The 21,753-nt window shown below is 57.4% G+C and carries 21 protein-coding genes and 1 tRNA gene; 12 read left to right on the top strand and 10 right to left on the bottom strand.

Going from position 1 to position 21,753, the window contains the following annotated elements; all coding sequences use genetic code 11:
- The first annotated feature begins 41 nt into the window (after nucleotides 1-41).
- The 6 genes from NY78_RS15910 to NY78_RS15885 all read left to right on the top strand — a co-directional run bounded on the left by NY78_RS15910 (nucleotide 42) and on the right by NY78_RS15885 (nucleotide 7,800).
- Entirely contained in the window at nucleotides 42-2,936 is a 2,895-nt protein-coding gene (locus NY78_RS15910; RefSeq protein ID WP_043637984.1) for a DUF927 domain-containing protein, read from the top strand.
- Between the two features lie 315 nt (nucleotides 2,937-3,251).
- Nucleotides 3,252-3,557 carry a hypothetical protein gene (locus NY78_RS15905; RefSeq protein ID WP_043637982.1) on the top strand — a complete coding sequence of 102 codons (306 nt, stop codon included), beginning with the start codon at nucleotides 3,252-3,254 and terminating at the stop codon, nucleotides 3,555-3,557.
- Nucleotides 3,558-5,032: 1,475 nt separating this feature from the next.
- Nucleotides 5,033-5,410, top strand: a complete 378-nt coding sequence (locus NY78_RS15900) for a hypothetical protein (RefSeq protein ID WP_043637981.1) — start codon at nucleotides 5,033-5,035, stop codon at nucleotides 5,408-5,410.
- Nucleotides 5,411-5,682: 272 nt separating this feature from the next.
- Nucleotides 5,683-6,240 (top strand): tyrosine-type recombinase/integrase, encoded by a 558-nt coding sequence (locus NY78_RS15895; RefSeq protein ID WP_043637978.1) that lies wholly within the window; start codon nucleotides 5,683-5,685, stop codon nucleotides 6,238-6,240.
- Between the two features lie 234 nt (nucleotides 6,241-6,474).
- Nucleotides 6,475-6,702, top strand: coding sequence for a hypothetical protein (locus tag NY78_RS15890; RefSeq protein ID WP_043637976.1), 228 nt, complete (start codon nucleotides 6,475-6,477; stop codon nucleotides 6,700-6,702).
- The gene (locus tag NY78_RS15885) at nucleotides 6,703-7,800 is read left to right on the top strand and encodes a tyrosine-type recombinase/integrase (RefSeq protein WP_053062246.1); all 1,098 of its coding nucleotides are present in this window, start codon (nucleotides 6,703-6,705) and stop codon (nucleotides 7,798-7,800) included.
- 276 nt (nucleotides 7,801-8,076) lie between these two features.
- Here the strand turns inward: NY78_RS15885 and NY78_RS15880 are convergent, their stop codons facing one another.
- A complete protein-coding gene (locus NY78_RS15880; protein WP_082140065.1) occupies nucleotides 8,077-8,538 on the bottom strand; it encodes an SRPBCC family protein in 462 nt (153 codons plus the stop codon).
- A gap of 269 nt (nucleotides 8,539-8,807) precedes the next feature.
- Between NY78_RS15880 and NY78_RS15875 the strand changes: the two genes are divergently transcribed.
- Entirely contained in the window at nucleotides 8,808-9,350 is a 543-nt protein-coding gene (locus NY78_RS15875; RefSeq protein ID WP_043637974.1) for a hemerythrin domain-containing protein, read from the top strand.
- Between the two features lie 35 nt (nucleotides 9,351-9,385).
- The gene (locus NY78_RS15870; protein ID WP_043637971.1) at nucleotides 9,386-10,579 is read left to right on the top strand and encodes an anaerobic nitric oxide reductase flavorubredoxin; all 1,194 of its coding nucleotides are present in this window, start codon (nucleotides 9,386-9,388) and stop codon (nucleotides 10,577-10,579) included.
- Nucleotides 10,580-10,825: 246 nt separating this feature from the next.
- Here NY78_RS15870 and NY78_RS15865 read toward each other — a convergent pair whose 3' ends face one another.
- Nucleotides 10,826-11,758 carry an HPP family protein gene (locus NY78_RS15865; RefSeq protein ID WP_043637969.1) on the bottom strand — a complete coding sequence of 311 codons (933 nt, stop codon included), beginning with the start codon at nucleotides 11,756-11,758 and terminating at the stop codon, nucleotides 10,826-10,828.
- Nucleotides 11,759-12,088: 330 nt separating this feature from the next.
- On the bottom strand, nucleotides 12,089-12,547 hold the full coding sequence (locus NY78_RS15860) for a pyridoxamine 5'-phosphate oxidase family protein (protein ID WP_043637967.1): 459 nt from the start codon (nucleotides 12,545-12,547) through the stop codon (nucleotides 12,089-12,091).
- A gap of 709 nt (nucleotides 12,548-13,256) precedes the next feature.
- Here NY78_RS15860 and NY78_RS15855 point away from each other — a divergent pair.
- Nucleotides 13,257-13,532 (top strand): HU family DNA-binding protein, encoded by a 276-nt coding sequence (locus NY78_RS15855; protein WP_043637964.1) that lies wholly within the window; start codon nucleotides 13,257-13,259, stop codon nucleotides 13,530-13,532.
- 275 nt (nucleotides 13,533-13,807) lie between these two features.
- Here NY78_RS15855 and NY78_RS25285 read toward each other — a convergent pair whose 3' ends face one another.
- From NY78_RS25285 to NY78_RS15830, 6 genes are all read right to left on the bottom strand, one after another.
- The gene (locus tag NY78_RS25285; RefSeq protein WP_197084265.1) at nucleotides 13,808-13,981 is read right to left on the bottom strand and encodes a hypothetical protein; all 174 of its coding nucleotides are present in this window, start codon (nucleotides 13,979-13,981) and stop codon (nucleotides 13,808-13,810) included.
- Nucleotides 13,982-13,984: 3 nt separating this feature from the next.
- Complete coding sequence (locus NY78_RS25280; protein ID WP_043637963.1) at nucleotides 13,985-14,197, bottom strand: hypothetical protein; 213 nt, start codon at nucleotides 14,195-14,197, stop codon at nucleotides 13,985-13,987.
- Between the two features lie 340 nt (nucleotides 14,198-14,537).
- Nucleotides 14,538-15,557, bottom strand: coding sequence for an AI-2E family transporter (locus NY78_RS15845; protein ID WP_043637961.1), 1,020 nt, complete (start codon nucleotides 15,555-15,557; stop codon nucleotides 14,538-14,540).
- Nucleotides 15,558-15,636: 79 nt separating this feature from the next.
- Complete coding sequence (locus tag NY78_RS15840) at nucleotides 15,637-16,056, bottom strand: PaaI family thioesterase (protein ID WP_043637958.1); 420 nt, start codon at nucleotides 16,054-16,056, stop codon at nucleotides 15,637-15,639.
- Nucleotides 16,057-16,207: 151 nt separating this feature from the next.
- Nucleotides 16,208-17,302 (bottom strand): alpha/beta hydrolase, encoded by a 1,095-nt coding sequence (locus tag NY78_RS24810; protein WP_047960228.1) that lies wholly within the window; start codon nucleotides 17,300-17,302, stop codon nucleotides 16,208-16,210.
- Between the two features lie 271 nt (nucleotides 17,303-17,573).
- Nucleotides 17,574-17,650: transfer RNA gene (locus NY78_RS15830), tRNA-Pro, on the bottom strand.
- Between the two features lie 143 nt (nucleotides 17,651-17,793).
- Here NY78_RS15830 and NY78_RS15825 point away from each other — a divergent pair.
- Both NY78_RS15825 and NY78_RS15820 read left to right on the top strand, forming a co-directional pair.
- On the top strand, nucleotides 17,794-19,329 hold the full coding sequence (locus tag NY78_RS15825) for an SDR family oxidoreductase (protein ID WP_043637955.1): 1,536 nt from the start codon (nucleotides 17,794-17,796) through the stop codon (nucleotides 19,327-19,329).
- A gap of 9 nt (nucleotides 19,330-19,338) precedes the next feature.
- Complete coding sequence (locus NY78_RS15820; protein ID WP_043637953.1) at nucleotides 19,339-19,815, top strand: GNAT family N-acetyltransferase; 477 nt, start codon at nucleotides 19,339-19,341, stop codon at nucleotides 19,813-19,815.
- Between the two features lie 192 nt (nucleotides 19,816-20,007).
- Here NY78_RS15820 and NY78_RS15815 read toward each other — a convergent pair whose 3' ends face one another.
- Nucleotides 20,008-21,099 carry a radical SAM protein gene (locus NY78_RS15815; RefSeq protein ID WP_043637950.1) on the bottom strand — a complete coding sequence of 364 codons (1,092 nt, stop codon included), beginning with the start codon at nucleotides 21,097-21,099 and terminating at the stop codon, nucleotides 20,008-20,010.
- Nucleotides 21,100-21,190: 91 nt separating this feature from the next.
- On the opposite strand from NY78_RS15815, the gene NY78_RS15810 reads away from it, so the two are divergent.
- A complete protein-coding gene (locus NY78_RS15810; RefSeq protein WP_043637949.1) occupies nucleotides 21,191-21,748 on the top strand; it encodes a hypothetical protein in 558 nt (185 codons plus the stop codon).
- Nucleotides 21,749-21,753 lie beyond the last annotated feature (5 nt).

Below are 21,753 nucleotides of genomic sequence, written 5' to 3'. Positions count from 1 at the left end.
CATTATGAACCGAGGAAGCTCACTCCGATGGAGGGGGAGAAATGTCCGAAAACTTACCGGCCATCCACACACCCAGCCAAACGTTCCTGCAAGCCCTTTGGCCCAACTATCAGGGAACCGGGTATCTTAACCTCTGGACCTTACCAGCCAGAACCACGCATCCTTTCGCGCTCGCCGAGGGATTAGATGCGGTCGAGGCGAAGGTCCAGGATCTCACGCGGCAAGGGCAGCACGTCTACTTCCAGATCGGGCTGCAAGCTACGAATGTTGGTCCTCATAGCCGGGGGAAAGAAGCTACGACCGTGGCGATCCCCGGGCTCTGGCACGACACCGACATCGCCGGCCCCGGCCATAAGCAGCCAAACTTGCCGCAAGACCTCGCAGCGGCGCGGGATCTGATCGATTCTCTTCCGCTCCGGCCCACAATGATCGTGCACAGCGGAGGTGGAGCCTACCCTCTGTGGCTGTTCAAGGACCCGTGGAAACTTGCGGACGACGCTGATCGGGAGAAGGCCAAGGCCTTGTCCGTCCGCCTTCAGGCTTTTATCAACGCCGAGGGACGCAAACGTGGCTACGCGCTCGACTCGACGGCCAACTTAGACCGCCTGCTGCGAATCCCTGGCTCTCTGAATGTGAAGGTCCCTGCGAACCCGCGCCCGGTGCAGGTGATCCATTACGAGCCAGCCGATCGCTATACCCCGGACGAAATCGAACAGGCCTTCCCTCCTGTCGCGCCTTCTCCGACGGTGGCAAAGAAGATGACAAACAAGCACATGGCGACGGCCCCGAGTGGGCAGTTCCCCCTCGCCGATTTCGATAAGGTTAAGACGAACTGTGCCTGGGTGCACCACTGCGTGGTCGACGCCGCGTCCCTGCCTGAACCGGAATGGTACGCAGTCGTGTCCATCGGAGGCCGGTGCCAGGATGGCCCTGCCAAAGTGCACGAAATAAGTCGACCTTACCCCGGCTATTCAGCGGCTGAGACCGACAAAAAGATTGCTGATGCCTTAAATAACCCCGGGCCTCGAACATGCGTCGACATCCGCACCAACTGCGGTGGTGAGACGTTCTGTTCAGCCTGTTCGCACTGGGGCAAGGTCACGAGCCCCATATTGCTTGGTACAACCAAGGCAATCGGGACGGTTGAAGTGTTAGCTGAGCTTGCCATTCCGAATGCACCTGTAGCCGAAGGAACTATGATCCCCGCACTGTACAATGTGAGCTACGCCAAGGGAGTATGGCGCTATGACGAGGTTGGCGACACCGGGAAATTCATTCCAATCCGGGTCTGCCCTGTTCCGGTCGTCATCGTAGCACGTTCCAAAGACGTCAACGCTGGCACGGAGTTTGTTGAACTGGGATGGTTTAAGGATAAGCAGTGGAATCATCGCATTGTCAGCCGACGGACCATCGCCGACACCCGCGAGATTTTGGTGCTTACGGGCTTTGGTTTGCCCGTGACCAGTCTGTCCTCCAAAGATCTGGTCCGGTATCTTGAGGACTTCGAAGTCGCCAACGCAGAAGTCACTCCGTTGGAAAAAAGCAGTAGCCACCTCGGCTGGCAGGGCGACGCGGCATTCCTCTGTGGCGAAAACTTACTCGTCCCCACTGGAAGTGACGTTGTGGATATCGTCACATTTCGTGCCCAGGATGATGGTGATGCCCAGATCGCTAAGGGGTTCACGACAAACGGCTCGTTCCATGACTGGCTGAAGATGGCGAACTCTTTGTATGGGTTCACCAAAGTTTTCATCACCGTCATGTCAGCTCTTTCAGCCCCGTTCCTTCGTGTCCTGGAAGCAGCGAACTTCGTCGAGGACATCGCCGGAGAGACGTCCAAGGGAAAGACAATCACCCAGGTCCTGGCCGCCTCGAGCTGGGGAACCCCCGTGCAACGCTTGCCGAACAGCATCCTCAACACGTGGGATGGCACGGACGTCTGGTTCGAACGCACGGCGGCCCTCCTCAACGGGTTACCATTGATGCTCGACGACACCAAAACCGCAAGGTCTGACGATGTCATAGGGGACTTGGTATATCGCTTCACATCTGGCAAGGGCAAGGGACGCGGCACGCCGACCGGGACAAGCGCGACCGGCACGTGGCAATCGATCCTCATCTCTTCCGGCGAACAGAGCATCGTCGACTATGCCAAACGCCATGGCGGCGTTAAGGCCCGGGTCCTGAGTCTTTGGGGTCCACCGTTTGGGAATGGAAACCAGGGATCGTTCGTCAAGAACGTTGAGATGCTGGCTAAGGGCAACTACGGTCACGCCGGCCCCATGGTGGTGCAATTCATCCTTGACCACCGTGACGACTGGCCACTTTGGCGAAATGCTTATATCGAGATGCTGTGGCATTTTTGTGTAAAGGCCGCCGGAGACAGTGTCGCCATCCGCTTGAGCGAAATCCTCGCCTTCTTCGCCGTGACCATCCCCCTCATCCACGCCGCCTTGCCGGGGCTTAACCCCACCCGCCCGATCAGCGAAGTGCTGGATGATCTCTGGCCGACGGTCACGTTGGGCGCGGAACAGGCCGACAAGGCAAAAGACGCCGTCAAGGTTCTCTGGGATTGGGCCGTGGCGAACCAGGCGAAGTTCTGGGGCCGGCACAAGAACGACACCAACGGCACCCCTGTCGAGCCGTCTCAGGGCTGGGCAGGACGATGGGATAAGCAAGGTGTGTGGACCGCTCTCGCGGTAACCAGGGATATGCTTGAACGCGTGCTCAAGGGCTTCGAGGTACAGGCTATGATCAAAACCTGGGCTGACCGCGGCTGGCTGAGCAAGCCCAAGAAGGGATACCAGAAAAGCGTTCGCATCGGGGCTGCTCCCTGTGATGCCTACGTGTTCAAGAAGGAAACCCTTTCGGTCATCCTCGATATAAATCTTGCCGAATTCGACAAGAACATACCCAACGATGAGGACCTGCGATAGCTGGTCAGGACGGTAAGGACTGAGAAATATCCGGTCCTTACCGGAAAATACATAAAAACTATTATATTTTGATATGTTACAGGATTGGTATGGATGGTATGGACGGTATGGACTCTAAAAAGGGTCCTTTCTGGGAATTGGAACACCTAGCCTTGGTCAGGGAAGGAGGGCGGCAATATAGGTACCCCCCAAAAATCCGTCCATACCGTCCTTACCGTCCATACGTGACAATAACCGTTTGAAAAACAACACCTTTTTCTAAAAAGAGGTAGGGAACAGGTCGGAATGGTCAGGACCTGCCCAGGAGGGAAGAAAATGACGAGTTTTGACGAGATGTTGGACAAATACGGGCTGTCCCGAGAGATATTCGGGATTACTTCTGGCGACATGCCGGTGACGCCGGACACAACGGTGGTGCAAGATGCGCACTGGATTCCTGCCGCACAGGATGTGACGGTGGTGCCCGTTGCGCCGGGAATGGCGGCGGCTAAGATCGAAAACGTGCCGGTGGCCTCGGAACCAGAACATGACCCCTCGATGCCGCCGTGGGGTTCTGAGGAAGACGACGTCCTCGCTGGTGCGCCGGATTTAAACGACGACGCGGCGGATTATCCCTTTTAACCTGCGGAACGGTCCAGGCATGGTGGCCTACTCGGGCTGCCATGCCTGAGACCATCATGATCCAGCTTGCAGCCAGAGGATCGAAATATTACATGATGAGTCTGCCGATAGCTCGGTCAGCTCAAAGAAACTTGATCAAGTGACGTCGAATAGATTCGATCGTTCGTGTACTTATAAGTTAGTATTTCTCCAATACGGCTAATCCAAGCCAGAGTTTCCATGCTTATACAACATTCATGGATCGTAGACAGAAATAAGTTCACCATATCATAGTATATTTCAGAATACATACCAGACTTTTCGAGTCTTCAGTTGTCGCACCTAGCGCGAATGATCGAGATCGTTAAGCATTGTTCCGAACTTACGAGTGATTTATCAAATTTAAAGCGTAGTTAAATCGCCATGGGTGCCTTGCATTAGGTCGCTGGTTCGAAGTTGCTCAAATCGCAACCAACATCTTCAACCTAAGTAAATGTTGCAGTCAAAAAATAAACTTGCCTCAGATCCTAAAACTTCTTGTCGACTTCATCGAATAAGACTTCCTGAGCAAGACCTAACCAATATGAAGCAATTCAGTTGAGAAAGGGGTTGAGACTGAAAGACTGGCCCGTATTCGTGAACACCACGAAGAGACCACGGTGGCGCATATGATGAACGAAGTTCATGGCAAACTGAAGTTTACTGAAATTTCCAGTTCTGGAGATATACATAGGTATAATATCTTCTGGTCATATGCACGAGATTAGGTTCGGGACGGTTTTTATAGACCTGACTTGAAACCAAGGGAAGTCCCTATTGGATGCCTTCAATGGCAAAAGCTGTGAAGAAGCTACTACCAATAAGGATGGCTGCGTATCCGTAAGGGATACGGCGAGAGATGTAAATATTTGATGATCATTCCGAAGTTTAAAAACAAGTTTGACGCTATCTCGATTGTTCAAGATGCAATCGTTGAAGAATATCGACTAGCCTCGATCGTTTTGAAACTACATTGATCTTCAAAATCATCTCTTGCTTCAGCTCAATACGGGAAAACCGTATGTTGGGTTGTGAAGGACGCTTGATCCGGCGACGAATCATTCGATCCTGAAATCGCTTCCGTCCCTGGTGGATCATTACCATCGGGGACGGCGGCGGGACTACGTCAATTTATCAGGAGGACCGGGCCTTTGGGCTTGGTCCTTTTCTTGTCTCAGGAATTGAGCTGGATGGCCCTCCCCAGGTTGGACTGGGAGGGAACCAAGACATGGCCCTATATACGCCCCGTCCTGAGCCGTTTGGGCCTCGCCCCATAGTTTACCTCCCCCGTGACCGAAAGCCCCGGAAATTTGACCCTGGGCCAATGCCTGTTTTGGCCCCTAAAAAATCGGGCAGTCCATGCGTAACTACCCAAAAGCATAAACAAGTTCGATACATTTTGAAGTATCTATCCACAAATAGAGAAATTATCAATCAAACCAAACAAAGGAGCTTGTATGAGCAAGAAGAACGATAACGTATCTGCTGATGTTCAAGAAGTCCATGAAAAGAAGAAGATCGAATCGAAGTACAATCCTTCGATGATTCGCGAGTGTATTTTCAATGGAATGGATGCCTCAGAAATACTGGTCAAGATGGATATAAAACATCGCCAGACTCTGAAGCAATACGTTTTGAAGCTCATGAGCGATGACAAGACCTACTACGAAGTCAAGGGGCTTTACCTCAAGAATTCGCGTAGGCCGAAGGTGAACAACAAGATGGAACTCAAAATCTATCTGAAAAGCCTTGACCTTCAAGGCATGGTCATCAGCGACGGCGACGAATTTTCCGTCTTGGTCGAAGATCAGAAGATCATTTTGACCAAGGTCTAGCACGTTTGGCCTTTAGCATAGTCATATCGCAAGATGTGACTATTTTTACTTTCTTTGCGCAAGTAGCATTTAAATTGAGTAACTTCATACAGAAATACCTCTTATAGCGAATGTACGTTTTGCCATAGAAACGTACATTGGAGGCTTTAATATGGACTTCTGCAAGAAATCGAAGGAGTTACCACAACTGGCTTTGAAGCTCAATGGAGCATGGGCGGTTTGAATGTTCGATTCCAGCCTGACTGGAAGAGAAACAAGCATTGGAGGCAAAGATGAAGGTTGAACCCATCATCGACGTAAAAAGCATCAAAAGCATCAAGAAGATCCTTTCTGACAATCCACGCGACAAACTGCTTTTCATCATGGGCATCAATTCTGGACTTCGAGTCCAAGACTTGCTTGCTCTCAAAGTAGGCGACGTTAAGGACGTGAAAGTCGGCGACCGTGTGATCTTGCGCGAAAAGAAGACTGGCAAAGAAAACGTCTTCATCATGAACAAGGAAATCAAACTTGCTCTCGATGACCACCTAAGCCAGTTCGAATCCGGGGACGACCATTTTCTGTTCAAGAGTCGTAAAGGCCGCAACTATCCTTTAACGACCTTCGCCGTCACCAAGTACGTCAAGCGATGGGCAGAAGCAGTCAACCTCAAGGGGAACTATGGTGCTCATACGTTGCGTAAAACGTGGTGCTATCACCAGCGGAAGACCTTCGGCGTGTCCTGGGAGGTCCTGGCCAAACGGCTGAACCACTCGAGCCCGTCGATCACGCGCCGGTATCTGGGCATCCAGGAAGAGGAGGTAGAGGAGATTCTGTTGAACGTAATCTAACCTCAGCCGACGGGGCCGCCCCCGTCTTTTTTGAGCCCTTCGAAAATGCATTTTGTCTGCGCGGCGGTGGTCAAGTCGAAAGACCGTGCTTTTCCCAGTGCAAGGGAAGCTCATCGCCCTGTGTAAGACCTCATTGCTCGAACCATATGATTTTGATGCCATCTATTTTATTTCAAACACTTTTTAGGTCACGATGGCACCTAAACCAAATCGCACGGATGAGGCAGCCCAGGCATGAACGAAAGCATCGGTCCATTTTATAACTGCAAGGAAGCAGCCGACTTTTGCGGCTACTCCCATTCCTACTTCGAGAAGATCGTCAACCGCTTCAAAATCAGGCGGTACGGCCCCAGCAAGAACCGGTTTGCCCGAGCCGACCTTGAGGCGTTTATGGCGAACCCTGAACTCTACGCAACCGGAGCCTCCCGCAAGACCCGGAAGCCCATCACTTTGGAGGTATAGATGTCGGTCCACAAGCGTTCAAACAACGGCACGTATTTCGTGTCATACCGAGATGCCGACGGCAAGCAGCGCACCAAGACCTTCGGCACTGGCCGCGAAGGAAAGCGTCAGGCCAACAAATTCGACGAGGAAATCAAGGCCCGCAAGAAGGTCGAAGCCCCTTTGCCTGTCCTCGTGCCCGGCGCAAAGGTTTACCTCGACCAGCTGGCCCAGGCATACATCAACGCCAAGAAGTCCGAAGGACGGTCAGTCCGGTGGCTCCAGGAGCTCGCCACCCTGCTGAAGAAGCATTTCATCCCCGTGTTCGCCCAACGTCCGGTCGATGAAATTCGCTTCGAGGAAGTCATCGAGATCATCCGTAAAGAATATGCCGACCGTAGCCAGACGACGCGGTCGCGCTATCTGTCCTACCTCAAAATGGTCTTCCAGTATGGGGTGGACTACGAACTGACCCTTAAGAACCCGCTGAAACGCTGGAAGAAACCGAAGGAACGGCCCCGCGATACGAAGCTGACTGTCACTGACCTCATGACCATCAAGGACGTGGCCCGGCCCCATCTCGCCTGGGCCATCGAGGTGGCTTGGAACCTTGGCGTCCGTACCGGCGAGTCCGAGTTGTTGGCCCTGACCTGGAACGACATCGACTGGGAGGGCAGCAGCATCAAGGTCTACGCGACCAAGACGAAGACCACCCGCATCATCCCGATAGCGCCCGAGTTCATGGAACGGCTCAAGGGCGTTCGGGAAAAGGCCCAGTGCGAGCACGTCATCGAGTACCAGGGCAAGCCGATGCGGAAGTTTCGACGCTCGCTGAAGACGGCGGTAGAAAAAGCCGGCATCACCTATCCGGTGATCATGTACGACATTCGGCACCTCTTCGCCACGGTCCTCCTGCGGGAAGGCGGCGATGTCGCGGCCGTGAGCAAGCTCATGGGCCATGCCAGCGTCAAAATGACTGTCGACCAGTACTACCACCTGCTTGGTGATGAGAAGCGGCGGACCATTGCGAAGTTGCCGAGCTTGACCCGGCCGGAGGACGCCCCGCACCCTCAAGCGGCTCCCTCCGAACCTCAACCCCCGGCCTCTACCCCGGCATAGCCGGGATCGAGCAATATGGAGGACCAGAACGTGCGAAGTCCCTGGATCATGGCAACTCCACAACTACACTGCGAGATCGTGGAAGACTTTGACTACAAGCGCATATCAGGCTTGAATCTGCGTACTTTCATCAAGGATTTAATCCAAAGAAGTACGTGTCCAAGCTAGAAAACTAAGGATATTCTCCTAAGTTAAAGCCATCGGATGTGAAGTTCTGAGACCATATTTGACACGAGGGGGGGGGCCGAAAGGCCTCCCCTTTTTTTGGTCTGCGTCCTACCCGAAAAGTTCGATAAGCTTCTGCCGCCGAAACTCGAAGATATGCTCCAGCCTTTTCGCGACGACCAGTTTGTGGACGACAAGTCCGAGGACGCCGTAACTCATGGCATAATGGACGATATCGGTCATCTCGACGCCCTCGTCCATCTCTCGAAAATGGTGCTGGTGGTGCCAGAGCCGGTATGGGCCAAAACGTTGCTCATCCACGAAGTAGTTCGGTGCGGCGACATGGGTGATCTCCGTCACCCAGGCCATGGGCAAGCCGGCAAGCGCCTTGATCCGGTATTCGATGATGAGGCCGGGGTACATGCACGGCGGCACTTCTGAGCGAACATCGAAGCAGAGCCAGTCCGGGGTGATCGCGCCCAGGTTTCGCGGATCGCAGAAAAAGGTCCACGCCTCGGCAAGCGGTATCGGCAGCACTTGGACTTGTTTGATCTGGAAAGTTCGCACCGCCATCTCCTTGATTTTGCCTTTTTCTGCCCAGCGGCGAGCAAATACCGCCTGTCCGGCCGTCGGCTTTATCGCCTAATATAAGGCTGATCGGCAATTTAGGGTTGTTGTGGCCGCCACATGCGGCATCCGGTGCCAGGTACCAGCCGCATGTCGCGAGGACGACGTCGTGGCTTTCGACAAAAGCTATGCATAATCGTAAAAATAGCAGGGGCTACTTGCATCAGAGCCGTTGGCTGCGTATAGAAAAACAAAAAGTCCTTCACGGAGAGCATATGACAGCGACAGACGACCTACGAGCGGAACATGAAGGCATTCTTCGCATGCTGGGCGTCATGCGGGCAATCTCCACGCACATCGAAGCAGGTGGAACCGTTCCCGCCGCCGAGCTCACGGGCATCCTCGATTTTCTCAAAATTTTTGCCGACAAATGCCACCACGGCAAGGAGGAAGACATCCTCTTCCCTGCGTTGGAGGCTGCGGGCATGCCGCGTGAAGGCGGTCCCATCGGGGTCATGCTTCACGAACATACGCTCGGGCGTGGACTTATTCGCGAAATGGACGCCGCCCTGGCAAGCAGCGCTGGCCCCCGATCCTTCGTCGCCCCGGCCTTGGCCTACATCGAATTGCTAACCCAGCACATCGCTAAAGAAAATACGGTCTTGTTTCCCATGGCCGAACGTCTGCTGGGCACGCCCGCCCTGACGACGATGCACGAGGCTTTCGAGCGCTTGGAAGAGGAACGCATCGGACCGGGCAGGCACGAGGCCTTTCACCGGCTCCTGGATGACTTGGCCGCTGAATATCTGCCAGAATGAACCATGAAGGCAGCCCCCGAAAAGGAGAGACAGGCATGAGTTTCAAGGTCACCGACACCGTTACCTGGGTGGGCAAACGCGACTGGGAGTTGCGACGCTTCCACGGCGAGGAATACTCCACGCATCGCGGCTCCACCTACAACGCCTATCTCGTGCAGGACGAGAAGACGGCCTTGGTGGAAACGGTCTGGGCTCCATTCGCAGGCGAGTTCATCGACCAGCTCAAAACCGTCGTTGACCTCAACCGTATCGACTACGTTATCGCCAACCATGCCGAAAGCGACCACAGCGGAGGATTGCCGGAGCTCATGCGGCTCATTCCGAATGTGCCCGTTTTCTGCACGGCCAACGGTGTCAAATCCCTGAGAGGCCACTACCACCAGGATTGGAACTTCCAGGTGGTCAAAACCGGTCAACGCCTCAGCTTGGGAAGTCGAGAACTGCTCTTTATCGAGGCTCCTATGCTCCACTGGCCGGACACCATGTTCTGCTATTTGACAGGTGACGAGATTCTCTTCAGCAACGACGCTTTTGGTCACCATTTAGCTTCCGAAGGCATGTACAACGACCTCGTCGATCCTTGCATGCTCATGGAAGAGTGCATCAAATACTACGCCAACATCCTCACACCCTTCAGCGCACTGGTCAAACGCAAGATCGAGGAGTTCGCCGGACTTGGCCTTCCACTCAAGATAATCTGCCCAAGTCATGGCACCATCTGGCGTGACAATCCCATGCAGATCGTAACCAAGTATTTGGAATGGGCCGGGGATTACCAGGAACATCAAGCCGTTATCGTCTACGACACCATGTGGAACGGGACGCGGCGCATGGCGGAAGCCATTGCCGCAGGCGTGCACGAAGCCGACCCGACCCTAGTGGTGAAACTTTTCAATGCCGCCAAAGCCGATAAAAACGATATCGTGACGGAGGTATTCCGTTCCAAAGCCTTGCTCGTGGGCTCCCCGACCATCAATCGGGGGTATCTGTCGTCCCTGGGCGGGTTCCTGGAGATGGTGCGCGGCCTGGGCTTCAAGAAGAAGAAAGCGGCGGCTTTCGGGGCCTATGGCTGGAGCGGTGAGTCCGTCAAACTTCTCACGGCGCAACTGAAGGAATGCGGATTCGAAGTTGTCTCCGACGGCATTCGTGCCCTTTGGAATCCGGATGACGACGCGCTCGGGCAGTGCCGGGACTTTGGTCGCGTATTCGGCCAGGGCATTGCGGGCTGACGGCAACCTCCCAGGCCCTGGTCCGGGAAATCGACGGCATCGACTTCGGGCGGCTCGCCGAAAAGACGGTCGCCAAGTGCATCACCGCGTTGCCGAATTCCGACGGCACCGAGAAGGCCATGGCCTTCGATTCAAGTTCGCCATCGCCCGGTTCATCCGGGACCATGCCTACATCACCGACTGGAACCTACTTTGACGGACTGAGTGCGCATTAGACACGAGGGGGGGGGCCGAAAGGCCTCCCCCTTATTTTTGGTTTGCAACCTCGGGTTTGAACCAAATGTGGCTGAAAACCATAAAGATGGCACTGCCGGCCATGACCTGTAGTGGATAGACGAGTAGGACTTCTTGCGGCAAGATTGTTGGCAGAAGCGCCAGGGCCATGGCTGGCGGTGAGGCTAGGTGTAGCACCTTGGAAATGGCCAAAGCGCAGGCCAGGGACAGGCCGGCCCCTAGCCACATAGGCCCGGAGAAGGCGCGGGTGACCAGAGCGATGCAAGCCGCGCCGGCCAGGGCACAGCACGTGAACAGAAGAAGTAGGCGCGGCATTGACTTTTGCCGCAAGGCGCTCCCCGGGTGAGTCATCTCGATGAAGGCAACGATGAGCGGTGGGGCTATCATGAAAAGGCCACCCCAAGTGGTAGCGAACAAGGCCACGACCAGGATGAAGAACAGAAGCTTACCGTAATGCCGGCAGGACCAAGCAAGCGATGAAGGCGCGCCCTGACCATGTGGCAGGCAGGAAGGTTCAGGCGGATCACCCTGAAAGTGGGCCTGGGTCACCAGGGCGATGACCCCGGTCATGAGGCACACGGCGGCCGGGTAGGCCCAACTGTGGATGCCAGTGATGATGGGAAGGATGGCCGCCGAAAACGACGGGGACATAGCAGAGCGTGCAAGCTTCAACTGGAGAAGGACAAAAACGAAGGCCAAACCGGTCAGCGCCACCAGGGACAGAGGCAGGAGGCGCATGAGCACAACGCCGGTCAGAGCACCCAAGGTTGGAGAAAACCATATGGTCCAGACCGGCCCCGGCCAGGGGCGCTCTTCCATGACCCAGGCCCCGAAGGCCAATGCCGCGATCTCCGGGAAAATGATTTCCTGGACGCCGAAGTATTCTGCCGTCGCCACCATACCGACCACCAGCAGCATGGCGAGCGCTCCCTTTTTTATATACATATCGGCCACCCTGCATCAGGACGCCCTTGACCGCAAGTCCACCTCTGCGCCGAATCGCGTGCCCACTGAAAACCAGAAGTTGCGCCAGCTGAGGCTAGAGGCAGTGGGGAACTATCGCGCGTAACACACCATACGGCAAACCCAGCGCTGACATCGGCTAGGGTCAAGAGTGACGCCGCCGTGATGGTGAGCCCGCTCGCCAAACATCGCCGATGAGGTCCTCGCGGAAGGGGATGAAGAGCCGGACGCGGCCTTGCCCGATCTCGGCCACGCGGATACCGAGCACTTTCTGAAACAGAAGGCCATTTTCGATCAGATCAGCGAGCGCACTTATTCAAGGAGCCAGCCAGCTTCCCCGTGTTTGATGAAATACCCTTTGTCCACCCCGTCTAACAGTTGAAAGCTCTTCGGCGTTACGCGCACAATGCCGATATCGGAGCGGTCGAGCAACTCAGCCAAGTGTGACCTATGGCCCAGGAACGCTGCACAAATCCTCACTCGCTCGATGCGGGCTGTGATGAATTCGGCCGTTCCGTGGATACTCAGAGCCGTGACCCTCCTCGGGTCGGTGTGACGGCAACGGTTGTCGATAAGCAGCGCGACTTTCGGGTTTTCGAGCATGAGCTTCGCCTTATAAGACCCCGTGGACATGGCCAGATAGACCGTCAGTCCGTCCGAACCGGGCAGATAAGACATAAGCGAGGTCCAGGGGCCATCTGGAGTCATGGAGCTCAGCACCGCGAAATCCATCTCCCCAATAAATGCCGATATGCGCCTGAGAATCTCCATCCGTTTTTCCTTGCCATGATGATTATGGTTACGATCACCCCAATACTAGCCCGATCCTGGGCAGCGGAGCAACCGCCGTCCCGCAGCAGGGATGAACCGCCCCCCTGACTTTCATGAATGGGATCAGCCCGATGACGCCAAAAAGGGTCAGGCCCCTACACCTACTGAGCTAAAATCTAGTTATCTTAGGGCAATATCTTCCTCAACATAGCGGGCAATGGCTTCCAGCAACGCAACCCGGGTGTAGGCGTTTTCTCTGCCGGCGCTCTCCTGTCTGATCCAATAGAGTACAGGATTTTATACTAGACTGAGGGATGTGAAGACACAGACGGAAAGACCATGGCGGGCATAACCGGAGAGCCGGGCCAAAGGAGGGAGCTGAGCACCAATAGGATTTTTTAACGAAAATTTAGCTGGTTACGTCAGTCTTACAAGCCCATCCTCAGAGAAACCTTTCCACGAATCGTACAAGATCTTGTACCCATACTTGAAGGAGCGCCAACGTGGAGCAAAAATTTGTACCCGGTCCTACTTCGCCGGTTGTGTAGCAGAGGTGAGTATCGCGGGATCGTCCAGCAGAATGATCTCAACGAAAGGGGGTGGGCAGAAAAGGCCTATTCCCCTTTGTGGCGGTCAGGGTGCCGATAGTGGCGACATCCTCTTGCCCGCGTGGTCGGTTGCAGCTATCATCACAGAATCAGGGGGATGTATGAACAAGAGCGAACTTATCAAGGTTTTTGGTGAACGGTTCAACACGCCTGACAACGAGGCGGCCGACTTCGTAAACGTCTTCTTCGAGAAAATCAGGCAGGCGCTCATCGAGGGCGACCGGGTGGAGATTCGCGGGTTCGGCTCATTCGCTATGAAGGATTACGAGGGCTATACGGGCAGGAACCCCAAGAGCGGTGAAGCGGTCACAGTGGAGCCAAAGAGGTTGCCGTTCTTCAAGGCGGGCAGGAGGCTGAAGGCGCTCCTCAACGAATGACGCGCTTATCCTCGCTCCACGTTGACGTACTCCAGCACTAGGTTCAACATTTCGTGGAAGGACTGAATGCCCTGGCCACGCTCCTGGAATTCTCGTACCTCATCCTTGAGGCCGGTTTTGCGTAGCCAACTATAGGCCCATGGGATCACCGCCGTGGCGAAAAGTGATAGTGGGCTTGGTCATAGCTCGACCCTAGCGGAATTTTCTGCGGATGATAACCCCCAGGCCGATCAGCATGACGATTCCCTGGCACATGCAGGCGCAAGCTCGCCGGATCACCGAAACTTGGTCTTGTCGAACAGCCCACGTTTGGATGTCTCCAAGCCCTTGTGTTGGTCAAAGCGGAAGTCCCCGTGAACGCTGCCGGGCTGATGTTTGGCCTTCCAGACGAGCAGACCGGCCAGGGCTAAGCCGACAAGCACGGCGACGCCGATAATGACCCACTCCATGAGCTACTCCACCTTCCCAAACATCGCTTCGACCAATTTTTCGGCGTCGACATCCCGGTGGCAGTGGTCCACGAACCCATCTGGTAGGCTGGTGAGGAGTTCCTCGAATTTCTGGCGTGGCATATTGGCCGCGACCCACGGCCTTTTCGTTTCGTACTGCCGGCGGGAGACTTTCAGGATCGCCCAGGGCTTTTCGTTCTTCAGGCGCTGAAACATTGCGACGGGGTAGCATTAACGCTGGTTGCCCTCAAGCGTCATCTCGACGGCTATATAGGCACTCTATAGCCGTGTAGAGTCGCTCCTGATTCCGATGCACCCCAAATTCAGATAGTTACCCTGTCCACCTCCGCCCTTGGCACCTTGACGAGTGGAAAACTATACGATGCCTCGTGGGTACTCTATCTGGCAACGAGCGACTCCAAGGCGATAGATTCTGTTCGCAAGTTCAACCCCGATGTTTCGTGCCCCCCGATCATTCTCGGCGAAAAGGTCATCGTCGGTTTCCGTCCTAAGGCGAGAACGTGCTGTTTTTCTTTACAAACTGTCGGGGGAGCTTTCAGACGAGTTCCCGGTCGATCAATTCCTTCTTGAGATAAGCGTAATAGATCGGGGCGACCACCAGTCCAGCCAGCCCGAATGCGGACTCCATAACCAGCATGGCCAGCAGCATCTCCCAGGTCCGGGCATGGATTTGGCCGCCGACGATCCTGGCATTGAGGAAATACTCGAGTTTGTGGATGATTACGAGAAAAGCCAAGGACCAGACAGCAATAGTAAACGAGACGCTGAGGCTCACGACAACGATGATGCTGTTTGAGACAAGATTGCCAACGACCGGGAGCAACCCAACCAAGAAGGTGATGACCACCAGGGTCTTTGCCAATGGTAAATGGTACCCCAGGGTGGGCAGGACCACGAGCAGGTAGATGAACGTCAGCGCAGTATTGACGGCGGATATCCTCACCTGGGCGAAGACGACGGCCCGAAACGCAGCAGAGACGCGGCGTACGCGCTCCAGAAGAGCTGCAGCCAGTGGACGGTGCTCCTCCTCCGAGGATTCGCCAATCAAAGCGACCACGGCCCCAAGCACTAGGCCAATCAGGACATGTGCCAGAAGCTGCGCTATGCCCTTGCCAGCCTCCTGCATGGCTGTCGCTCGTTCTCGCAGGATCGTCACCACTTCCTTGCCAATATCCTCAGTGTTATCAGGCAAGACAGCAACCATCCAATCGGGCAATCTGACGCGCAGACTCTCCAGGACTTCTGCCATTTTCTGAAGCAAGGTCGGGATGCTGGTGGTTTCGCTGTGAAAAAGGACTATAATTTTCCAGGCAAGCAAGGCCAGGACGGCGACGATAAGGATGGCCAAGCCGCCCACCACAACCTGTTTAGCGCGCCTATGTCCGATCCTGGTAACGCGTAACGACGGGGCGACCAGTTGTACCAGCTCAAAGACCAGCAGGCCGGACATCATAGCGGAGACCAGATGGAGCGGGAAAACCAGCAGCAGGCCCAAGCCGGCGAGGCTCCAGGCAACCACATCATATACTGAAACTTTCTGACGAAGTGGATGCATGCTGACTCCTTGGATACTCGGATCAAGGTGATGCTGCTCTTTTACCCTGTGCTCCCCCTTAAGAGAGCCGGCAATTCTGTCACTGGCTGCGTCGAATATTGTAGACGCCACGCCCTTCGGCCACATGTTCGTCCGGGCTACCATCCGACCACAGCACCACCTGGGCGTTGCCGACCCGATTACCGAGCAGGCGCACGGTCGCCTCGGCGTAGAGGTCATGGGCCGTCGCCGGCCGCAAATAATCTACCCGCAGATCGATGGTGGCAATACGGTCATTAAGGCGGCAGCGAGTCCAGACGGCAAACCCGGCGCAGACGTCGGCCAGGGTGGAAATGACGCCGCCGTGGATGGCGGGCCGCCTTGCGTCGCCGATGAGATCCTCGCGAAAAGGAATAAAGAGCCGGACGCGGCCCTCCGCAATCGAGGCAACGCGAATGCCGAGCATTTTCTGGAACGGCAGGCCATTTTCGATCAGATCAGCAAGCACCTTGAAGTCCATGTTCTCCTCGCAATAGCGAACACGCTGAATTTCCAGGAGTATTCTCCGACCCCTTGATTTTAGGGAAAACGGGGCAGACCTTCAACCTACCAACTGAAGCCACTGGTCGCATGAGCGGATTTAACAACACCCCTACGGCGCACCCGCATCGTCATTTTCTGGCAAGATCTTCCTCGACATACCGGGCAATGGCTTCCAGCAACGCAGCCCGGGGATAGGCGTTTTTATTGATGATGGTGCGCAGCAGACCCCGCTGGGTGAAGGGCATGGCCACGGCTAGGTGGTCGGCGTTGGGGTAACCAAGCAGGGTGGCACCGGGGAAAATGGCATCAGAGGCAATGACCAGACCATCGTTGAGGGGATCGGTCTTGGCCAGGATGTCGTAGAATGGCTTAAGTAACAGGGATATATCCTCGCGAGTGGCGAAGGCGGGCAAGGAATAAAAACGTATCGTGACGGGCAGTGGGTGTTCGGCCAGAAAGCTCAACCGAACGGGTCTGCGCAAGCTGTCGAATGCCTCCGTGCCTTCACCCGGAGGACACGAGGATAGGGGCATGGATTCGGCGAGGCGGAACAAACCGTCGCTGAACGTGTCGGCCAAGGGGGAGCCATTTATTGCGCCTGCCACGCTGACTACGGCCACAGTGCGAGGGATGATTTCAGGGAAATAGGTCAAGGCCTCCAGAACATCCACGGCACCTTTGGAGTGGGTCACGAAGACAAGTTTGTCCTCCTTGGGCAGGACAGCTACGGAATCACGGATGATGGCCGCATTGTGTTTGCTGCTTAACCGCCCGCCAGTACTTACCAAGGTGGTGGAATAGCCCCGAAGCTCGACATTAGCCCGTGCGTCCTCGAAGAGCAGCGAGCTTTGAGAAACACATTGAGCCAATACCCCCGGCACGAGCACCAAACGCAAGCCAGCAGATGAAGGGGCCAGCGATACGCTCTTACCCGAAGGAGGCGCTTCACCGCCCAAATGCCAAAGGATATTGTCATCGTCGGTGGGGCGATTATCGGGCAGGCCAGCTCCATGGTCGGCCATAATGGCGTTCATTATTTCCCGGAAACGGGCGCGGTCATCACGGATGCCGGCCTTGTCGACGAGGCTGAGAATCGCCGGCGGTGAAGCATGGGCCACTACGGGGATCAAAGGCTTTGCACAGGCGGACAGGTGAACGGCTAACAGCAATACGGCGCAGAGAAGGAACCGCCAGCGAGGGGGAGCAGAGAAATCTCTCATCATAACAGATATCTCCATGCTATTGCGATGTTCTCGGCACTTTGCCCGCATCACCGATCCTGTTTCCCGCTGAAATATCCACTTCTCCGAGGATAACATCGGAAGTCACTCATCATACTGATTTCCCAGACAAATCTTACCGACCCCCTGTTTTTGGGGATAAGGGGTCGGGCCGGTGATCCATGCCCTTGGAATCCCTGGCCAAAAGGTTATCCAGGCAGGTTATCCAACAGAAAAAGGGGCCAGACCTTTCGATCTAACCCCTTGAAATCACTGGTCGGGATGAGAGGATTTGAACCTCCGACCCCCTGAACCCCATTCAGGTGCGCTCCCAGACTGCGCTACATCCCGACGCGAGGAGCGGAAACTAGAACCCAAACGCGGTTTTGTCAACACCAATTCCGGCCCGTTCGCCATTTCATGAAAATAATCTGGTGCGTTGCCTCATACACGGCCCCCTGCTAGGATCGGGTCGCCCCAAAAAGGACGCTCCAATGACCGACGCCCCCATTCTCGTCACCGGCGCGACCGGCTATGTCGGCGGCCGGCTAGTCCCGGCCCTGCTCGCCGCCGGCTATCGCGTGCGCGCCGTGGCCCGGTCGCTCGACAAACTCGCCTGCCGCCCCTTTGCCAGCCATCCCAACATCGAACTGGCCCAGGCCGACAGCCTTGATCTGCCGGCCATGCGTGCCGCCGCCGCCGGCTGCAGCGCCGCCTACTACCTTGTCCATTCCATGCACCCGGGAAACCGCGATTTCGCCGCCACCGACCGCGAAGCCGCCATGGTCATGGCCCGGGCCGCCGACGACGCCGGACTCGCCCGCATCCTCTATCTCGGCGGCCTTGGCCGCGACGACGATGCCGCCCTGAGCCATCATCTCAAGTCGCGCCACGAAGTCGGCAAAATCCTGCGCTATGGCCGCGTGCCGGTCACCGAACTGCGCGCCGCCATGATTCTCGGCTCGGGCAGCGCCTCGTTTGAGATCATGCGCTACCTCGTGGACCGCCTGCCGGCCATGATCGCCCCGCGCTGGGTGCAAAACCGTTGCCAGCCCATCGCCATCTCCGACGTCGTCGGCTATCTCGTCGGTTGCCTGGCCGAACCCCGCACCACCGGCCAAATCCTGGATATCGGCGGCCCGGACGTGCTGCCCTACGGCGACATTTTCGCCATCTACGCCGAGGAAGCCGGACTGCCCCGACGCCGGATCATCCCGGTGCCGGTCCTGACCCCGCGCCTTTCGACCTACTGGCTCCAGCTCGTCACCCCGCTGCCCCGCTCGTTGATCGTCCCGCTGGTCGAGGGCCTTCGAAACGAGGTCATCTGCCACGACAACCGCATCCTCGAGCTTGTGCCGCGAGCGCGCCTCACTACCCGGGAGGCCGTGCGTCTGGCCCTGGACAAGGTCCGCCAGCACGCCGTCGAGACCACATGTACCGACGCCGGCGACGCTGCCCCGCCGGAATGGGCCGGCTGCGGCGATGCGCCCTATGCCGGCGGCGCCCTCTACGAATGCGGCTACCGGGCCACGATCGGGGCCGACACGACCCGGACCTGGGAGGCGCTGACCCGCATCGGCGGTGACACGGGCTGGTATTACGGCAACGTCCTGTGGCGGATTCGAGGCCTTTTGGACCAGTTGGCAGGCGGGGTCGGTCTTGGCCGGGTGACCATCCGGCGCGGGACGCTCCGGGTGGGCGATCCGCTCGATTTCTGGCGGGTGGCGGCCCTGGACGAGGGCAAGCGGCTGGTGCTCCTGGCCGAGATGCGCACCCCGGGTGATGCCCTGCTCGAATTTCGACTGGCCCCGGCCGGAAGCGACGCCACCGAGATTGTGGTCCACTCGAAGTTTCTGCCCCGGGGACTGGCCGGACTGGTGTATTGGTATGCCCTGCTCATCCCGCACAACCTGGTGTTCGCCGGGTTGCTGCGCGGCCTGGCCAAGGCCATGGGCGCGCCCCTTGTGTCGCCGCCTGTGCGTTTCACCCCCCACCGGCCGGCAGCCTGCTCCCTGCCCCGTTCCCGGTAACGAAGCGACATGGAACCACTGTGTATCCGGCCGGCCACTGGGCAGGACGCTTCGGCCCTGGCCCGGGTGTTTGCCGCCGCCATCGAAGACAAGGCCCGGGAGGCCTACGGTCCCAGGGAACGCGCCGCCTGGGTGGCCCGGGGAACAAAGGAGCGGTTTGCCGCCATGCTGGCCGATACGCGCAACACCATCCTGGCCGCCCTGTGCGGCGGGACGATCTGCGGCATGGTCTCGCTGACCGGTTTCGAGGTCAGTCTGCTCTATGCCGCGCCCACAGCTCCGTCCGGGACCGGCGCGACATTGCTTGCCGCCATCGAGGCCCTGGCCCGGGAGCGCGGGATCGCAGGGCTTCAACTGTGCGCCTCACGAAACGCCCTGTCGTTTTATCTGCGCCACGGCTACGGCATTGTCTCGGCCGCCCGCCGACCCCTGGCCGACGGCATCGCCCTGTCCGTGTGCCTCATGGCCAAGACGCTGGAGGCCTGACGCCTGAGGTCGGCCCCGCATTCCCGGACCGCTCCCGGCGCGGTGGCCCCATGCAGGAACTCCCCGGGAGGACTCTGCCTCCGTTGTCGCCAACCGCAGGGTCGGCCCCCCCCAAAAAAACAAAACGGGCCGCCGCTTCCCAGGGAAGCAGCGGCCCATTGTCTTTTTCAAACCGCCTGACGGCAGCGTCGGCTACCGGATGGGCCGGAAATCCGGCGTGCGCTCCACCGGGACCATGCCGGCGGCCTCGATGGCGTGGCGCAGGGCGGCCAGCGTCAGGCCCTTGGGACTGGCGGCTCCGGCGTCATGGCCGATGCGCTCCTCGATGATGGTGCCGTCGAAATCGTCCGCCCCGGCCCACAAGGCCATTTGCGCCGTCTTGATGCCGAGCATGACCCAATAGGCCTTCAAATGCGGGATGTTGTCCAGGAACAGCCGGGACAGGGCCATCACCCGCAGCACGGTCACCCCATCCGGGCCTTTGGCTCCGAGCGCGTTGTTGCCCGGCTGGTAGGCCAGCGGAATAAAGCAGGTAAAGCCGCCGGTCAGGTCCTGCAAATCGCGCAGGGCCGAGAGATGGGCCACCCGGTCCGACCAGCTCTCGATATGGCCAAAAAGCATGGTGGCATTGGTGGGCAGCCCCATGCCGTGGGCCGTGGCGTGGATCTGCAACCAGCGTTCGCCGGAAATTTTTTCCGGGCACAGCTTCTCGCGCAGGCTCGGCGAGAACACCTCGGCCCCGCCGCCCGGCAGCATCATCAGCCCCGCAGCCTTGAGCGCCGAAAGGATCTCAAACTCCGAGACCCCGCGCGTATCGGCCAGATGGGCCACTTCCACGGCGGTAAAGGCCTTGATGCCGGCGTCTGGGCACTGGGCGGCAATGCCGCGCAGCATGTCGAGATAATATTCCAGCGGCAACTCGGGGTTAAGCCCGCCAACCACGTGGATCTCGCGGATGGGGGCGTCGCCGTGGGCCGCCAGTTCGGCCACGATGTCGGCCACCGACAGGGTGCGCGCCCCGGCTGCGCCCTTGGTCTTGCTAAAGGCGCAAAACCGGCAGGCATTGACGCAGACATTGGTGAAGTTAATATGGACGTTATGGACGTAGTAGGCATCCTTGCCATGCCGGGCCAGACGCACGTCCATGGCTGCCGCGCACAGATCGTGCAGGGGTGCGGCCAGGGCCAGGATGAGGGCCTCGTCGGGGGTGATGCGGCTGCCGGTCCGGGCCTTGGCCAAAATGGCGGCGATATCGTCGCCTTGGGTGGGTGTCGTTGCGTTCATGGCTATCGCACGGTAGAATTTTTCGGGGCGAAAAGCCCTCTACCCCTTTTCCGTTTCGTCCGCCAGGGCGGGGCGGGCGCGGAGGCTCCTCATGTCGCGATATTTTTGCCGGTTGTTGCTGACCGTTCTGGCCGGGTTGGCCTGGGTCCTGGCCGGGACCGCCCTGCCGGCCCGGGCCGCTGACGACTCCGGCCAGACCCTGTCCCGTTTTTTCCAGAGCAAGACCAAGGACCTGCCGGCCGCGCCCATCGATTTCCAGATCAATGCCGGCTACGCCATGCTGCGCACCGGCAATCCCGAAAGCACGGGCCGCTACGCCATGACCTCCATCAATCTGGTCAAGGTGGCCCCGGACATTTACCGGGTGGACATGGCCCTGGAAAAACCGCTGGCCCGGGACATCCCCACCTATGAGCCGCCGTTCTTCTTTACCGAAAACCGCACCTATTATTTCTGGTACCAAAACGGCACGGAAATCCTCTTCAAGGTCGGGAGCAAACGCGTGCCCGTGAAACTCGGGCGCAAGGACGTCACCCGGGTGGACATCCACCCGCCCGACACCTACACCGTCAACCGCCAGTCCATGCTGCAAAACATTTCCTTTGAAGACGGGGCCACCACCATCCACCTGCAACTCAAATTCAACTGAGAAGG

This window comes from Desulfovibrio sp. TomC (genome assembly GCF_000801335.2).
Lineage (GTDB): Bacteria > Desulfobacterota > Desulfovibrionia > Desulfovibrionales > Desulfovibrionaceae > Solidesulfovibrio.
Note: the sequence above shows the minus strand (reverse complement) of the source record. Positions and strands in the feature narration are given on the sequence as shown.

Coding starts and splice junctions, on each gene's coding strand:
- NY78_RS15880 (WP_082140065.1), bottom strand. CDS start 8,538: ATGGCGGTGCGAACTTTCCAGATCAAACAAGTCCAAGTGCTGCCGATA.
- NY78_RS15895 (WP_043637978.1), top strand. CDS start 5,683: ATGAAGGTTGAACCCATCATCGACGTAAAAAGCATCAAAAGCATCAAG.
- NY78_RS15870 (WP_043637971.1), top strand. CDS start 9,386: ATGAGTTTCAAGGTCACCGACACCGTTACCTGGGTGGGCAAACGCGAC.
- NY78_RS25280 (WP_043637963.1), bottom strand. CDS start 14,197: ATGTTTCAGCGCCTGAAGAACGAAAAGCCCTGGGCGATCCTGAAAGTC.
- NY78_RS15840 (WP_043637958.1), bottom strand. CDS start 16,056: ATGGACTTCAAGGTGCTTGCTGATCTGATCGAAAATGGCCTGCCGTTC.
- NY78_RS15860 (WP_043637967.1), bottom strand. CDS start 12,547: ATGGAGATTCTCAGGCGCATATCGGCATTTATTGGGGAGATGGATTTC.
- NY78_RS15875 (WP_043637974.1), top strand. CDS start 8,808: ATGACAGCGACAGACGACCTACGAGCGGAACATGAAGGCATTCTTCGC.
- NY78_RS15910 (WP_043637984.1), top strand. CDS start 42: ATGTCCGAAAACTTACCGGCCATCCACACACCCAGCCAAACGTTCCTG.
- NY78_RS15810 (WP_043637949.1), top strand. CDS start 21,191: ATGTCGCGATATTTTTGCCGGTTGTTGCTGACCGTTCTGGCCGGGTTG.
- NY78_RS15845 (WP_043637961.1), bottom strand. CDS start 15,557: ATGCATCCACTTCGTCAGAAAGTTTCAGTATATGATGTGGTTGCCTGG.
- NY78_RS15815 (WP_043637950.1), bottom strand. CDS start 21,099: ATGAACGCAACGACACCCACCCAAGGCGACGATATCGCCGCCATTTTG.
- NY78_RS15825 (WP_043637955.1), top strand. CDS start 17,794: ATGACCGACGCCCCCATTCTCGTCACCGGCGCGACCGGCTATGTCGGC.
- NY78_RS15890 (WP_043637976.1), top strand. CDS start 6,475: ATGAACGAAAGCATCGGTCCATTTTATAACTGCAAGGAAGCAGCCGAC.
- NY78_RS15885 (WP_053062246.1), top strand. CDS start 6,703: ATGTCGGTCCACAAGCGTTCAAACAACGGCACGTATTTCGTGTCATAC.
- NY78_RS15865 (WP_043637969.1), bottom strand. CDS start 11,758: ATGTATATAAAAAAGGGAGCGCTCGCCATGCTGCTGGTGGTCGGTATG.
- NY78_RS25285 (WP_197084265.1), bottom strand. CDS start 13,981: ATGGAGTGGGTCATTATCGGCGTCGCCGTGCTTGTCGGCTTAGCCCTG.
- NY78_RS15820 (WP_043637953.1), top strand. CDS start 19,339: ATGGAACCACTGTGTATCCGGCCGGCCACTGGGCAGGACGCTTCGGCC.
- NY78_RS24810 (WP_047960228.1), bottom strand. CDS start 17,302: ATGATGAGAGATTTCTCTGCTCCCCCTCGCTGGCGGTTCCTTCTCTGC.
- NY78_RS15905 (WP_043637982.1), top strand. CDS start 3,252: ATGACGAGTTTTGACGAGATGTTGGACAAATACGGGCTGTCCCGAGAG.
- NY78_RS15855 (WP_043637964.1), top strand. CDS start 13,257: ATGAACAAGAGCGAACTTATCAAGGTTTTTGGTGAACGGTTCAACACG.
- NY78_RS15900 (WP_043637981.1), top strand. CDS start 5,033: ATGAGCAAGAAGAACGATAACGTATCTGCTGATGTTCAAGAAGTCCAT.